Genomic DNA, 14,639 nt, shown 5'->3' with positions numbered 1-14,639 from the left:
CCTAGTTCTGAACGGCGGGACGTACGGCGTGCCCGCTCCCGGCGACGAAGACCTCGGCCGGACACCCGGGCGATCGCTGGATCCGGCCGTCGGTCGCCATCCGCACCCATTCGACACCCCACCGCTCCGCGAGCGCCGGGCCGCCGTCGAAGAAGAGGGCGGTCGCCACGGCATCCGCTCTCATCGCGTCCGGCGCGAGCGCCCAGGTCGCCGCCCATGTGCGCACCGGGATGCCGGTACGCGCGTCGAGGACGTGGTGCAGGCCGTCACCCCAGGCACGTCTGTTGACGGCGGACGCGCACAGCGCCTGATCGCGCAGCTCGACGACGCCGATGGCCTTGGCAGGGTCGTACGGATGCTCGAGCCCCACGCGAACGGCCGCGCCGCGCACGCGCATGTCTCCCCCGGCGTCGACCACGAGGTCGCCCGGCGTCTCCGCGAGCACGTCCATGACCAGGTCGACCAGCCGTCCCTTGCCGAGCGCGCCGATGTCGAGGAGCGAGGGACCGGATGCCGTCGCGGCGGCGTCCGTCCACGACACGCGCTCCACCCAGGCGGCGGGCGCCCGCACCGGCTCACCCGCGACGAGCGTGTAGTCCGCGTCGTAACCGAGGGCGGCGAGGCTGTCCGCCACCAGCGGGTTCACCGCCCCGTCCGTCGCGGTGGTGAGGTCTCGGTACGCATCGAGCATCACCCCGGCGTCGGTCGAGACGAGCGTTCCGCCCGCGCGACCGAGCCGGGTGACGTCGGAGTCGGCGCGGAAACGCGACCACTCGCGATCGAAGCGCCCGATCTCATCGGTGACGGCCACGCGATCGCTTTCGTCCAGCTCGGCCGCCGTCTCGATCTCCCAGCGGGTGCCGATCGCGTCGAATCGCCAGGTCGCCATGACGAGGCCGCAGGCGCCTAGGCGGCCGCCTGCTCCTTGATCGACTCGACGGCGTCGTTGAAGCCACCGCTGGTGAGCGAGGATCCTGCGACGCGGCTGACGTTCAGCTCGTCGATCGACTTGCCCTCGACGACATCGGCGATGCCGGCGATGAACTGGCCCTGGTACTCCTCGGTCTCGGGAGCCTGCGGATCGCCGGTCACCTCGACGTCGGTCACGACGCCGTCGGCGAGGGTCAGCGTCACGGAGATCTTCTCGACCGTCTCGGGCGTCTGGTACGAGCCGTCGGCGGTGTAGGTGCCATCGGTGTAGGCGCCTGCGGTGTCGCCGCCGCTCGGCGCTTCGGTGGAAGCGCTGTCGGTGCCGGTGTCGGCGCCGTTGGTCGGTTCTTTCGCTTCAGGGGTGCTGGAGCAGCCGGCGAGGACGAGGAGTCCTGCGACGCCGATGAGGGCGGCTCCCTTGTGGACAGAGGTCGGTACGGTCGTGCGGATCATGCTGGTCCTCCCGGCTCGGTGTCTCGCGACTGTATGCCGCTGAATCGACCGTAGGCACTCCGTCTATGCGCGGGCTGTGCCATTCCCCTGCATTACGCGTCGCCGCCGAACATGCTCGTGACCGAGCCGTCCTCGAAGACCTCGTGCACCGCGCGGGCGAGCAGCGGGGCGATCGGCAGGATCGTGAGCCGGTCCCAGCGCCGCGATTCGGTGAGCGGGATCGTGTCGGTGACGACGACCTCGTCGATCGACGGGTCCTGCAGGCGCTCGTTGGCCGGGTCGCTGAAGATCGCGTGCGTGGCCGCGACGATCACGCGATGCGCGCCGGCTGCCTTCAGCGCCTGAGCGGCCTTGACGATCGTGCCGCCCGTGTCGATCATGTCGTCGACCAGCAGACAGGTGCGTCCTTCGACGGTTCCGACGATCTCGTGCACGGAGACCTGGTTGGCCACCTTCGGGTCGCGGCGCTTGTGGATGATGGCCAGCGGAGCGCCGAGGCTGTCGGACCAGGTGTCGGCGACGCGCACGCGGCCCATGTCCGGCGAGACGACGGTGAGGATCTCGCGATCCTCGGGGCTGAGGGTGCGCTGGAAGTGATCGAGCAGCACCGGCTTCGCGAACAGGTGGTCGACGGGTCCGTCGAAGAAGCCCTGGATCTGCGCGGCGTGCAGGTCGACGCTCATCACGCGGTCGGCGCCGGCGGTCTTGAGCAGATCGGCGACAAGTCGGGCGCTGATCGGCTCGCGACCACGGCCCTTCTTGTCCTGACGCGAATACGGATAGTACGGCGCGACGACCGTGATGCGCTTGGCCGATGCGCGCTTGGCGGCGTCGATCATGATGAGCGTCTCCATGAGCCACTCGTTGACCGGTTCGCCGAACGTCTGGAAGAGGAAGAGGTCGCAGCCGCGGATCGACACCTCGAAGCGGGCGTAGATCTCACCCGAGGCGAACGTGCGGTGCTCGGTCGGCGCGATCTCGGTGCCGAGCGCCTCCGCGACGGCCGCGGTCAGCGCGGGATGGGAACGCCCCCCGGCGATGACCAGGCGCTTCTTGGTCTTGGCGACGAGGCCGGGGGCCACGCCGTTGTCGCGATCCAGATCGACGATCTTCTTCTTGCGCGCCATGTCCGCCTATTCCGCCGAATTCTCCCGGGATGCAGCATCCGCCGCACCCGTGCCTGCTCTGTTCTTCTCGACCCACCCCTCGACGTTGCGCTGAGGGGCGACGCTCATGGCCAGCGCACCGGCGGGGACATCCTTGCGGACGACGGCGCCTGCGGCGGTCTTCGCACCTGCTCCCAGCCTAACGGGCGCGACGAGCACCGTGTGAGACCCGGTGTGCACCTCATCGCCGATCTCGGTGCGGTGCTTGTTCACGTCGTCGTAGTTGGCGGTGATCGTGCTCGCGCCGAGGTTGACGCCGCGTCCGATCGTCGCGTCGCCGACGTAGGAGAGGTGCGGCACCTTGCTGCCTTCGCCGATCTCGGCGTTCTTGGTCTCGACGTAGGCGCCGATCTTGCCCTTCGCGCCGAGGACCGTGCCGGGGCGGAGGAACGAGAACGGGCCGACGGTGGCTTCGGCTCCGATCACGGCGAGCGTCGCGTCGGTGCGGCGGACGATCGCGTTCTCCCCCACCTCGCAGTCGACGAGCGTCGTGTCGGGGCCGATGATGGCGCCCGGCGCGATGACGGTGGCACGCAGGATGTGGGTGTTCGGGAGGATCGTGACGTCGGGCGACAGGTTCGCGTCGTCGTCGATCCAGGTGGTCGCCGGATCGATCACGGTGACGCCTTCGCGCTGCCAGCGGCGGACGATGCGGTCGTTGAGCACGCGGCCGGCTTCGGCGAGCTGGATGCGGTCGTTGATTCCGAAGGTCGAGGCCGTGTCGACGGCGATCTCGGCCGCGACGCGCTGGTCGGCGGCGCGGAGCAGCTCGATCACGGTGGTGAGGTACATCTCGCCCTGGGCGTTGTCCTGGCCGACCTGCGCGAGGTAGGTGCGCAGCTCGGGCGCCCGGAAGACGTAGACGCCGGCGTTGATCTCGGTCACGGCCGCTTCGTCGGCCGTGGCGTCCTTCTGCTCGACGATGCGCTGCACGGTGCCCGCGGCGTCGCGGATGACGCGACCGTAGCCGGTGGGATCGTCGAGGCGCGCGCTGAGGAGGGTGGCCGCAGCGGCGGCGGCACGGTGCCCGTCGATGAGCCCGCGCAGGGTCTCGACCTCGAGCAGCGGGACGTCGCCGGAGAGCACGAGCACGTCTCCGTCGAAGTCGCCGGGCAGGGCGTCGATCGCGACCTGCACCGCGCGTCCGGTGCCGGGGACGTCGTCCTGGTCGATGAACACGGCGTCCGGGTAGTCGGCGGTGAGCGCCGCGACGACCTGGTCGCGTTCGTGACGCACGACGACTTCGATGTGCTGCGCCTCCAGCCGTGCAGCAGTGGTCAGGACGTGCCCGACCAGCGGGCGTCCGCCGATGGGGTGCAGCACCTTGGGGAGGCGCGACTTCATGCGCGTGCCCTGGCCTGCGGCGAGGATGATGATCGCGAGGTTACCTGTCATGCTCCGCCGCCAGGACTCGAACCTAGACCTAACAGCTCCAAAGGCTGTCGTGCTGCCATTACACCACGGCGGACCGCGCCGCCCGCGAGGACGCCACCGGTCAAGTCTGCCATGTCCCGGCTCGTCTTCCGCTGACGTGGGCGCCGTGATACGACGGAAACACGCGTTTGGGATGCTGACGGGATGAGCATCGTCATCGCACGGGTCGAGACCGCGACCCCGGCTCTCGCCGCCTTCCTCGACGCCCATCACGCCGACATGGCGGACACGGCACCGGCGGAGAGCCGGCACGCGCTGCCGTTCGACCGCCTCCTCGTCCCCGGTGTGCGCCTCTTCGCGTCGTTCGACGACGGGCGGCCGGTCGCCACCGGCGCACTCGCCGCGCTCGACGACGAGCACGAGGAGCTCAAATCGATGCGCACGGATCCGGACGTGCGCGGCAAGGGCCTCGGGCGGGCCATGCTCGCCTTCCTGATCGCGGATGCCACGGCTCGCGGCATCCGCCGGATCTCGCTGGAGACCGGCAGCATGGAGTTCTTCCTCCCGGCCCGCACGCTCTACGCCGGCGCCGGATTCGTCGAGTGCCCGCCGTTCGGGAGCTATCGTCCCGATCCGCTCAGCACCTTCATGACGCTCGCTCTGCCGGCGGCGTCCGTCGCATCGGAGGTCCGCACGGGATAATGAGCGGATGAGCGAAGAGGATGAGGTCGATCGGATCGTCGGTGCGTGGAACACGCAGCGACCCGACCTCGACTTCTCCCCGCTCGAGGTGCTGTCCCGGATGGACCGTCTCTCCCGGCACCTGGACCGCGCCCGCCGCGACGTCTTCCGTCGCAGCGACCTGGAGCCGTGGGAGTGGGACGTGCTCTCCGCGCTGCGGCGAGCGGGAACGCCGTTCCAGCTCTCCCCCAAGCAGCTGCTCCAGCAGACACTGGTGTCGAGCGGCACCATGACGAACCGCATCGACCGTCTCGTCGCACGTCGCCTGGTGCACCGCGAAGCCGATCCCGGCGATGGGCGCAGCGTGCTCGTCACTCTCACCGAAGACGGCCGCACGCGGGTGGATGCCGCGATCACGCGCCTCGTCGACGTCGAGGCCGAGCTGCTCCGCGCCCTCTCGCGGGGCGACCGCGATCGCCTGGCTGCGTTGCTGCGCAAGCTCAGCCTCAGCTTCGACTGATGGGCATGCCCTCTCCCCTCCCCATGCGCGACGGCGTGGGCGCGACGCGGCTCCACGTGCCGCTGCGCGGACCGTGGCCGACGGTCTCGGCGTACATGGTGGAGCGCTTCTTCCATCTCGATCCCGAACTGCTGCTGCATCGGTTCGACAAGGGCGACATCGTGGCGAGCGACGGGTCGGCGGTGGCGCGCGACGCCCCACTCGGCTCCGTGGAGTTCGTCTGGTACTACCGCGAGCCGCCGACGGAGCAGGCGATCCCGTTCACCGAGGAGATCCTGCACCAGGACGATCACCTCGTGGTGGTCGACAAGCCGCACTTCCTGCCGACGACTCCGGGCGGGAAGTTCCTGCAGAACTCCGCCCTGGTGCGGCTGCGCAACCGTCTCGGGAATCCCGACCTCGCGCCGATCCACCGCCTGGACCGCGCGACGGCCGGACTGCTGATGTTCGCGGCGCGCCCGGCGACGCGCGGCGCCTACCAGCTGCTGTTCGAGAAGCGGCAGGTGCAGAAGGTGTACGAGGCCGTGTCCGCTCGGCCGGCGGAGTGGGACCAGACCCGCTTCCCGCTCGTCTACCGCAATCACATCGAGAAGCTGCGCGCCCAGGTGCGCGTCGAGGTCGACGACGAGCGCGAACCGAACGCCGAGACCCTGATCGAGGTGATCGACGCCGATGAACGGGTCGTGCACACCCTGCTGCGACCTCACAGCGGCAAGATGCACCAGCTGCGCGTGCATCTCGCCGCCGTCGGCCTCGGCATCCTGAACGACCGGTTCTACCCGGAGCTGCTCGATGATGGGCCGGACGACTACGCGCGACCGCTCCAGCTGCTCGCGCGCGAACTGCGATTCGTCGATCCGCTGAGCGGCGAGGATCGCGTGTTCACCACCCGGCGGGTGCTGGCAGAGGCACCCGTCAGCGGCGCATGATCTTGCGCGCGAGCTTCGTGCCGAGCAGCTGCACGAAGTGCACGAACACGACGATCAGCACGATCGCGGCCCACATCACGACCGGCTCGAACTGCCGGAAGCCGTAGATCTGCGCGAACGCGCCGAGACCGCCGCCGCCGATGAGGCCGGCCATCGCGGTCATGTCGATGAGTGCCACGACGATGAACGTGTAGCCGAGGATGAGCGGCCCGAGCGACTCGGGGATCGCGACCGTGAAGAGGATGCGCCAGGGCCCGGCGCCCATCGATCGTGCAGCCTCGATCACACCGGGCGAGACCGAGACCAGGTGCTGCTCGACGATGCGGCCGATCGCGAAGGCCGCGGCGAGGCCGATGATGAAGGCGCCGGCCGTGGTGCCGATGCCGACGCCGACGACCGCGCGGGCGAACGGCTGCGCCACGGCCATGAAGATCACGAACGGAATAGGACGGAAGAAGTTGACGGCGAGGTTCGCGATCGTCGAGACGAACGCGTTCTGCACGAGCCCTCCCGGTCGCGTCACGTAGAGGATGATGCCGATGACGAGGCCCAGCACACCGCCGAGGACGAGCGCGAACGAGGTCATGTAGAGGGTCTCGAGGGCCGCTTGCCAGAACTCCGGCCCGAGTTCGATCAGACGATCCATCAGCGTGCCTCCTCTCCGGCGATCTCGGTGACTTCGACGCGTTCGCCGATCCCGGCCAGCGCGCGGTCGATCGCCGCGCCGTCCCCCCGGATCGCGAGCGTGAGATGTCCGAAGGCCCGCCCGCGGATGTCGTTGATGCCGCCGAAGACGAGCTCGAAGTCGAGGCCCGCGTTCGCGAGGTCCAGGAACACCTGCGCCTGCGACGAGTCCCCGTCGCGGAACGAGAAGGTGACGATGCGTCCCTGATGACGCTCGCGCAGCACGGCCAGCTCCGCGGGCGACGGGATGCCCTTGACGACGGTGCCGACGAAGCGCTGCGATGCCGGGTTCTGCGGGGCCGAGAACACGTCGAACACGTCGCCCTGCTCGATGACCCGGCCGCGCTCCATCACGGCGACCTTCGTGGCGATGGTCTGGATGACGTCCATCTCGTGGGTGATGACGACGATCGTCACGCCCTGCTCCTTGTTCACGCGCTTGAGCAGGTCGAGCACCTCGTGAGTGGTCTGCGGGTCGAGTGCGCTGGTCGCCTCGTCGGCGAGGAGGATCGCAGGCCCCGTCGCGAGCGCGCGGGCGATGCCGACGCGCTGCTTCTGGCCACCGGAGAGCTGCTCGGGGTAGGCCTTCGCCTTGTCGGACAGCCCGACGAACGACAGCAGCTCGGTGACCCTGGCCTCGATGTCGGCCTTCTTCCACCCGGCGAGCGTGAGCGGGTAGGCGATGTTCGCCTTGACGCTGCGCGAGGAGAAGAGGTTGAACTGCTGGAAGATCATGCCGATGCCGCCGCGGATGCGCCGGAGCTCGCTCTCCTTGAGCGAGGTGATGTCGACCCCGTCGACGAGGATGCTGCCGGCGGTGGCCGGCTCCAGCGCATTGATCAGGCGCACGAGCGTCGACTTGCCGGCACCGGAGTATCCGATGATGCCGAACACGTCGCCCTTCTCGATCTCGAGGGTCACGTCATCGACCGCGATGATCTCGCCGTCTCCGGGGTTCCGCGAAGGGTAGGCCTTCGATACGTTCGTCAGGCTCACGATCGGCATGTGCTTCTCCGGTCTGGTTCTCGGGAAATGAGAATCGGGCGACGCACACGGCGTCACCCGATTCTCGCATCAGGCGGGATCGCTCCCGCCCGCGCTCACTTGTTCTCCGCAGCTTCCTTCTGGACCTTCTTCAGCGAGTCCACGAGGTCCTTGACCGGCGTCTGCAGCGACAGGGCCGTGCCGCCCGACGACTCCGCGAGGCCCTTCTGCACAGCCTCGTCGGTCTGGAAGATCTCGACGAGCTTGAGGTACGTCTCGTTGTCGGCGTCCTCTGCGCGCGCGGCGAAGACGTTCACGTATGGCAGCGCGTTCGGGTCCTCGATGTCGTCGGTGGCCAGCGCGTCCTCGAACGTCAGACCGGCATCCTTCACGAAGTCGTTGTTGATGATCGCCGCGGCGACGTCCGGGAGCGAGGTCGGGGTGAGTGCGGCTTCGAGGGCCTTGACCTGCACCTTGGACTTCTCGGTGTCGACGTCGGCGAGGTCGGAGTACGGCGTGCCGCCGCTCTTCAGCTCGACGAGACCGGCCTGCTGCAGCACGTTGAGCGAGCGGGCCTGGTTCGACGCGTCATCCGGAACGGCGACGGTCTCGCCCTTCTGGATGTCCTTCACGTCGTCGTACTTCGTGGAGTAGAGGCCCAGCGGGTAGATCGCGGTCGAGCCGATCGGGGTGAGATCTGAGCCCGATGCCTCGTTGTACTCCGCCAGGTACACGATGTGCTGGAACTGGTTGAGGTCGACCTCGCCCTCGGTGAGCGCCGGGTTCGGCTGCTCGTAGCTGCCGAAGTCGACGAGCTCGACGGTGATGCCCTCTTCAGCGGCGGCCTCGACGAAGGGCTCCCACTGCGCGTCGCCCTTGCCGACGATGCCGACCTTGACCACCTCGTTCTCGGTGGATCCACCGTCGTCGGAGCCGGCGTCGGACGACGCGGTGGCGCAGCCGGCGAGTGCGACGAAGAGCGGGACCGCGGCGAGCGCGGCGATGACGGACGTGGTGCGACGTGACATGGGAAGGAGTTCCTCTCTTGGGGGACTCGAATACGTTAGGCAGGGTCGCGGGCGCACGCGGAATCGACCGTCACACGACGTCACAGCGTGAGCGGATGCGCCTCAGTCGAACTCTTCGATGCCCTGCAGACGCACCTGTTCGAGGTCGAGGCGTGCCGAGATCCGCCGCACGACCATGTCGTCGACGGTGCCGGCCCCGCGGAGCCCCAGCAGCACCTCGCGCTTGCGGTCGAGAAGGGCGAGCTTGAGCCGCGTGTGCTCCTCGTGGCGGATCAGCGGCGAGCGCTGGGCGAGGTCGACGTCGGCGGACGTGGCGATCATCTGCAGGACCGTGCCGTCGGTGGTATCCGTCGCCCCGACGCCGAGCGGCGTTGCATCGCCGGTATCCACCCCGCCGATGCCGAGCGGATCCGGCTCGTCGAGCATGTCGTCGAGCGCCTCCGCCTCGGCATCCACGAGCGCCTGCTCACGGGCGAGAGAGCGCGCGTTCTCGAACTCAAGCATCTGGTAGCCCTCGGCTCGCACCCGGTCGCGGACCTCCTGCCCCACACCATGCTCGGCTGCGAGGTCGTCGAGAGCGGCGAGCGCGGCTCCGGAGATCGCCCGCTCCGCGAGCTCGTACTCCTCGTCCTCGGCATGGTCGACCGGGAACTTCGCCCAGCGCACGATCATCGGGAGCAACGGGGCCTGCACGAGAAGGCTGAGCATGATGACACCCGCTGTGACGAAGACGATCTCGTCGCGGCCGGACACGCCGCCACCCTCGCTGATGGACGCCGGCACCGAGAGGGCGATCGCGAGCGACACTGCACCCCGCATACCCGCGACCGTCGAGACGGCTCGAGCACGCGACCGGACACCGCGGGGCAGCGGTGACGTCGGACGCCCCTGGAAGAGGACATTGAGGAGCTGGAACACGTACCTCACGACGAGCAGGGTGGCCCAGACGGCGAGCGTGATGAGCACGAGCCGCCCGATGGCCGCGGCCGAGATCTCGTGGACCACGTACTGCACCTCGAGACCGATGAGCACGAAGAGCGCGCCGTTGAGGAGGAAGACTCCGAACGGCCACGCGGCATCCGCCTGTCTCCGCGAGGATGCCGTCGTGACGCGCGGTGAGATGTAGGCCACGATGAGCCCCGCCACCACCACGGCGAGCACACCCGATGCATGCACGAGCTCGGCGACGAGGAACGCCGAGAACGGGATGAGCAGCAGCGCGACGTTGATGACGATGGTCGAGGAGGAACGACTCAGGAGCAGGTAGCCGAGCGCGGCGACGGCGGTTCCGGCTGCTACTCCGCCCACGTAGGACACGAGCACATCCCAGGTGACCGAGAGGGGCGTGATCTGTCCGCCCAGCGCGACCGACACCGCGATCGCGTACAGCACGAGAGCCGTGCCGTCGTTGGTGAGGCTCTCCGCCTTCAGCTTCATGAAGGCCCGTCGCGGCAGCAGTCGCCCCAGGGCGGCTACGGCCGTGGCATCCGGCGGCGCGACAGCTGCGCCGAGGATCAGCGCGATCTCCCACGGCATCCCGAACAGCACCGCGATACCGGCGACGGCGAAGGCGGATGCCACGACGAGAACGGTGCTCATCGGCAGGATGTACCGGAAGTCGCGCCGGATCGAGCGCAGCGAGGTCGTCAGGCTCTCCCAGAACAGGATCACGGGGAGGAACAGCAGGAGCACCGTCTCCGGCGGCAGCTGCACCTCGCGCAGCTGCGGCACGAAGCCGAGCAGCAACCCGAAGATGACGAGGACGAGGGGTAGAGCTAGGCGCACACGCGGCGCGATCAGGGTTCCGACAAGAATCGTGAGTCCGAGCAGGACGGTTACTTCGAGGCCTTCCATCACTACCTCCCAACAGCTGTGGGAGAAGGATATTCCTCATCGCATCCGGACGGTCAGGTTCTCTCGACCTTCGTCGGCGAGACTGGGCGGCGGAAGCGGTGACACAGAGGGAGCTCCGGATGACGACGAGGCGTGTGCGCGATACGGATCTCCCCGACGCAGGGCGCGGTCGACGGGGCGTGGGGCTCGGTCTTGCGCTCACTGTCGTCGTCGCGGCGCCGGTCGCCCTGCTGCTCTCGTGGCCGCAGGCGGTGAGGGCCGAGCGCCTCCCCGTCGTCGCGCAGCTCATCGCGTTCCGCCCCGTGCTGGCGATCGCGCTGCTGGTCGGTGCGGCGCTCTGCACCCTCATCGCCCTTGCCCGCCGACGCTGGTCGATAGCCGCGGCGATGGCTGTCGTGCTCGTCGCGGCCGCGGGGACGAACGCGGCGGTGCTGCTCGCGCGGGGCGGCGCCGTGCTCGAGGCCGGTGTCGTGAGCGAGGGCGAGGGCGAGGGCGAGGGCGATCTCACGGTCCTCGCGTGGAACACGCTGGGCGGCGCGGCATCACCGCAGTCGATCGCGCAGCTCGTGATCGAGACGGATGCCGACATCGTGAGCCTGCCGGAGACCGACGAAGCGGCGGTGACCGAGGTCGCCCGGCTCGTCGCCCTCGAGGGCAAGACCATGACGGCCGACACGACCCGCGGCGCCGACGGCGACTCCGCCATCCCCACCTCCGTGCTCATCTCCGCGGAGCTCGGCGACTACCGGCACGATGCCGACGCCGGCTCCACTCCCGACCTGCCGAGCGGCGTGTGGGAGCCGGTGGACGGAACCGGCCCGCGCATCGTGGCGGCTCACCCGCTGCCTCCGCTCCCCGGCATGTTCGGGCAGTGGAGCGCCGGTCTGGACTGGGTCACCGATCACTGCACGGAGCCGGACGTCATCGTCGCGGGCGACCTGAACGCCACGATCGACCACTTCGGTGCGAGGCTCGACGGATGCCGGGACGCGGCGCTCCAGTCAGGGGGCGCGGCGAGCGGCACCTGGCCGGCTTCCGCACCCGTCTGGCTCGCCTCACCGATCGACCACGTCCTGGTCGGCTCAGCCTGGGAGGTGCGAGCGGCCTCGGTGATCACATCCTCCGACGGCGCAGGCAGCGATCACCGCCCGATCGTCGCCGTGGTCAGTCCAGCTGCTCGGTGAGCTCGAACCAGCGCAGCTCGAGCTCCTCGATCTCGGCCTGCGTGTCACCGATCGCCTTCATCGCGTCGGCGATGCCGGCGTAGTCGGACTGGTCGTGCTCGGCCAGCGCGTTCTTCGCCTTGTTGATCTGCTGCGTGAGCTTCTCGATCCGGCGCTCGAGGGAGGAGATCTCCTTCTGTGCCGTGCGGAGGGCTGCGCCGTCCAAGGCGGATGCCTTCTTCGCGGTGTTCGTCGCCGTCTGCGACTTGCTCGGCGCCGCGTCCTGCAGCTGACGAAGTCGCAGGTACTCGTCGACGCCACCCGGGAGATGGCGGAGGTGTCCGTCGAGGATCGCGTACTGCTGGTCGGTGACGCGCTCCAGGAAGTAGCGGTCGTGGCTGACCACGAGGAGCGTCCCCGACCAGGAGTCGAGCAGGTCCTCGATCGCGGCGAGCATGTCGGTGTCGAGGTCGTTCGTGGGCTCGTCGAGGATCAGCACGTTGGGCTGGTCGAGCAGCACCAGGAGCAGCTGCAGCCGGCGCTGCTGGCCTCCCGAGAGATCCTTGACCGGCGTCGAGAGCTGCGCGGAGTCGAAGCCGAGCCGCTCGAGCAGCTGACCGGGCGTCAGGTCCTGCGCCTTGGAGCCGGCCCCGAGCGTGTACGAGGTGCGCAGCCGGGAGATCACGATCCGCACGGGCTCGTGCCGCACGTCCTCGAGCTCGTCGAGGCGCTGCGTGAGCGTCTTCACGACCACGGTCTTGCCGCGCTTGACCCGGCCGACGGTCGGCTCGACGGTGCCGGCGATCAGGCCGAGGAGAGTGGACTTGCCGGCGCCGTTGACGCCGAGGATGCCGGTGCGCTCCCCCGGCGCGATGCGCCACTCCACATCGCGCAGGACCACTCTGTCCTGGGTCCCTGAGCTTGTCGAAGGGCTGGGGTAGGTCACCCCGACGTCGAGCAGGTCCACGACGTCCTTGCCGAGCCGCGAGACCGCGAGCGACTGCAGGGAGACCTTGTCGCGGATCTCGGGCACATCGGCGATGAGCTCGTTGGCCGCGTCGATGCGGAACTTGGGCTTGGCGGTGCGCGCGGGCGCACCGCGGCGCAGCCACGCGAGCTCCTTGCGTGCGAGGTTCTGGCGCTTCGCCTCGATCGTGGCGTTCATCCGGTCCCGCTCGACGCGCTGCAGGATGTACGCGGCGTAGCCGCCCTCGAACGGCTCGACGATGCGGTCGTGCACCTCCCACGTCTCGGTGCAGATCTCGTCGAGGAACCAGCGATCGTGAGTGACGACCAGGAGGGCACCGGAGTTCGCGTTCCACCGCCGCTTGAGGTGTCCGGCGAGCCAGGTGATCGCCTCCACGTCGAGGTGGTTGGTGGGCTCGTCGAGGGCGACGACGTCCCAGTCCCCCGCGAGCAGCTTCGCGAGCGAGACACGGCGGCGCTGGCCACCGCTGAGCGAGCCGATCTCGGCATCCCAGGGCAGATCCTTCAGGAGTCCTTCGATCACGTCGCGCACGCGGGCGTCGCCGGCCCATTCGTACTCCGGCATGTCGCCGACCACGGCCTGACTGATCGTGACGTCGTCGGCGAGCGTGTCGGCCTGATCGAGGACGCCGATGCGGATGCCGCCGCGCACGGTGACGCGCCCCGCGCTCGGCTCCTTGGTCCCTGCCAGCATGCCGAGGAGGCTGGACTTGCCGTCACCGTTGCGGCCGACGATGCCGATGCGGTCGCCCTCCTCGATGCCGAGGGTCACGGAGTCGAAGACGACCCTGGTCGGATATTCGAGGTGGAGGCCTTCGGCCCCGAGAAGATGTGCCATGTCCTCTCAAGGGTACTCGCGGTCTCCGACCGGTCTCGCCCGATCTAAGATCGACGGGTGCCAAGGAAACACCGGGTGTTCTCGCTCTCGCTCGACAATCGCAAGGCGAAGCTGGTGCAATCCAGGAAGCGTCCCGGTCGCTACGAGCTCAGCGTCGATGGGATTCCGCAGTCCGTCGTCTCGATGACCGACCCCACCTCCCTCGATTACGCCTACATCCGGCACATCGCCAGAGCGATCGATGCCGCGGCCGAGCCCGGTGAGCCGTTGTTCACCGTGCACCTGGGGGCCGGAGCACTCACGCTGGCACGCTACGTGCAGGCCACCCGTGCCGGGTCGCCTCAACTCGTGGTCGAGTTCGAGCCCACTCTCTATGAAGCGGTGATCGCCGCACTGCCTCTTCCCGCCGGCGCCGACCTGCGAGTCATCTTCGGCGATGCGCGAGTTGTCGCAGACGCGGAGTTTTCCGGCGAGGGGCGATCGTCGGTTCCGTCATCCCCTTCCTCCGCGCTCGGCGCCGCAGCGACGGGCGCCACCGCCGACGACACCGAATGGGTCAATGCGCGCTTCACCGTCGTCGATCTCTGGGATGCCGCCGTCATCAGACACCGTGTGGCCAGCCAGGAGTTCTACCGCCGGGTCGCGGCGCGCTCCGCAGCCGACGGTGTCGTGGCGGTCAACCTGCTCGATGGGCATCCGTTCGAGTATTCACGGCGACAGGCGGCCACCCTGAGCACGGTGTTCGAGCACGTCGCCGTCGTTCTCGAGGCGGAACCGACCGACGATGAAGGACCGCTCAGCAACGTCGTCGTCTTCGCGAGCGATGAGCCGCTGGACATCGTGACCACCCCCGATCTTCTCGGCACGCCGCGACCGCACATGCTCCACGACAGTCGGCTGACGTCATGGATCGCTGAGGCGCGCATCATGACCGACGCCGACGGCACGGACTCCCCCGACCCCGACGACCCCATCTGGGATTAGCGCGGCGCGGCGCGTCAGACGGCGCCGGACTGAACCATGCTCGGCCGCTCGGCCGCCGGGTTAG

At 69.0% G+C, this 14,639-nt stretch carries 14 protein-coding genes and 1 tRNA gene; 5 read left to right on the top strand and 10 right to left on the bottom strand.

All coding sequences use genetic code 11. The features are described 5' to 3' along the window. Position 1: 1 nt before the first annotated feature. The 5 genes from ABD648_RS19490 to ABD648_RS19470 form a co-directional block, all read right to left on the bottom strand. The gene (locus tag ABD648_RS19490; protein ID WP_282216584.1) at positions 2-889 is read right to left on the bottom strand and encodes an FAD:protein FMN transferase; all 888 of its coding nucleotides are present in this window, start codon (positions 887-889) and stop codon (positions 2-4) included. Between the two features lie 17 nt (positions 890-906). After that, the gene (locus ABD648_RS19485) at positions 907-1,383 is read right to left on the bottom strand and encodes an FMN-binding protein (protein WP_282216583.1); all 477 of its coding nucleotides are present in this window, start codon (positions 1,381-1,383) and stop codon (positions 907-909) included. Positions 1,384-1,475: 92 nt separating this feature from the next. Further along, a complete protein-coding gene (locus ABD648_RS19480; RefSeq protein WP_282216582.1) occupies positions 1,476-2,510 on the bottom strand; it encodes a ribose-phosphate diphosphokinase in 1,035 nt (344 codons plus the stop codon). Between the two features lie 6 nt (positions 2,511-2,516). Then, on the bottom strand, positions 2,517-3,944 hold the full coding sequence (glmU, locus tag ABD648_RS19475) for a bifunctional UDP-N-acetylglucosamine diphosphorylase/glucosamine-1-phosphate N-acetyltransferase GlmU (protein WP_282216581.1): 1,428 nt from the start codon (positions 3,942-3,944) through the stop codon (positions 2,517-2,519). A gap of 1 nt (position 3,945) precedes the next feature. Continuing rightward, positions 3,946-4,017: transfer RNA gene (locus tag ABD648_RS19470), tRNA-Gln, on the bottom strand. Between the two features lie 110 nt (positions 4,018-4,127). Here ABD648_RS19470 and ABD648_RS19465 point away from each other — a divergent pair. From ABD648_RS19465 to ABD648_RS19455, 3 genes are read left to right on the top strand one after another with little or no spacing between them, the layout of a single operon-like run. Further along, positions 4,128-4,625 carry a GNAT family N-acetyltransferase gene (locus tag ABD648_RS19465; RefSeq protein ID WP_282216580.1) on the top strand — a complete coding sequence of 166 codons (498 nt, stop codon included), beginning with the start codon at positions 4,128-4,130 and terminating at the stop codon, positions 4,623-4,625. Positions 4,626-4,632: 7 nt separating this feature from the next. Continuing rightward, positions 4,633-5,124 (top strand): MarR family winged helix-turn-helix transcriptional regulator, encoded by a 492-nt coding sequence (locus ABD648_RS19460; protein WP_282216579.1) that lies wholly within the window; start codon positions 4,633-4,635, stop codon positions 5,122-5,124. Positions 5,125-5,129: 5 nt separating this feature from the next. Further along, positions 5,130-6,053, top strand: a complete 924-nt coding sequence (locus ABD648_RS19455; protein WP_282216578.1) for a pseudouridine synthase — start codon at positions 5,130-5,132, stop codon at positions 6,051-6,053. Here the strand turns inward: ABD648_RS19455 and ABD648_RS19450 are convergent. The 4 genes from ABD648_RS19450 to ABD648_RS19435 form a co-directional block, all read right to left on the bottom strand. Next, positions 6,040-6,699 carry a methionine ABC transporter permease gene (locus ABD648_RS19450; RefSeq protein ID WP_116636444.1) on the bottom strand — a complete coding sequence of 220 codons (660 nt, stop codon included), beginning with the start codon at positions 6,697-6,699 and terminating at the stop codon, positions 6,040-6,042. The genes ABD648_RS19455 and ABD648_RS19450 overlap by 14 nt on opposite strands. After that, positions 6,699-7,742 carry a methionine ABC transporter ATP-binding protein gene (locus ABD648_RS19445; RefSeq protein ID WP_282216577.1) on the bottom strand — a complete coding sequence of 348 codons (1,044 nt, stop codon included), beginning with the start codon at positions 7,740-7,742 and terminating at the stop codon, positions 6,699-6,701. The genes ABD648_RS19450 and ABD648_RS19445 overlap by 1 nt, the downstream gene beginning before the upstream one ends. A gap of 95 nt (positions 7,743-7,837) precedes the next feature. Next, complete coding sequence (locus ABD648_RS19440) at positions 7,838-8,749, bottom strand: MetQ/NlpA family ABC transporter substrate-binding protein (RefSeq protein ID WP_282216576.1); 912 nt, start codon at positions 8,747-8,749, stop codon at positions 7,838-7,840. Positions 8,750-8,851: 102 nt separating this feature from the next. Next, entirely contained in the window at positions 8,852-10,603 is a 1,752-nt protein-coding gene (locus ABD648_RS19435) for a Na+/H+ antiporter (protein ID WP_282216575.1), read from the bottom strand. Positions 10,604-10,722: 119 nt separating this feature from the next. On the opposite strand from ABD648_RS19435, the gene ABD648_RS19430 reads away from it, so the two are divergent. Further along, on the top strand, positions 10,723-11,787 hold the full coding sequence (locus ABD648_RS19430; protein ID WP_282216574.1) for an endonuclease/exonuclease/phosphatase family protein: 1,065 nt from the start codon (positions 10,723-10,725) through the stop codon (positions 11,785-11,787). On the opposite strand, the gene ABD648_RS19425 is transcribed toward ABD648_RS19430, so the two are convergent. After that, the gene (locus ABD648_RS19425) at positions 11,768-13,591 is read right to left on the bottom strand and encodes an ABC-F family ATP-binding cassette domain-containing protein (RefSeq protein WP_282216573.1); all 1,824 of its coding nucleotides are present in this window, start codon (positions 13,589-13,591) and stop codon (positions 11,768-11,770) included. The two genes, ABD648_RS19430 and ABD648_RS19425, sit on opposite strands and share 20 nt — an antisense overlap. A gap of 114 nt (positions 13,592-13,705) precedes the next feature. Between ABD648_RS19425 and ABD648_RS19420 the strand changes: the two genes are divergently transcribed. Continuing rightward, entirely contained in the window at positions 13,706-14,575 is an 870-nt protein-coding gene (locus tag ABD648_RS19420; protein ID WP_344709907.1) for a spermidine synthase, read from the top strand. The last annotated feature ends 64 nt before the right edge of the window (positions 14,576-14,639 follow it).

Origin of the sequence: Microbacterium luteolum (assembly GCF_039533965.1) — a bacterium.
In the GTDB taxonomy this organism is placed as follows: Bacteria; Actinomycetota; Actinomycetes; order Actinomycetales; family Microbacteriaceae; genus Microbacterium; species Microbacterium luteolum.
This window is presented reverse-complemented; position numbering and strand designations above follow the sequence as displayed.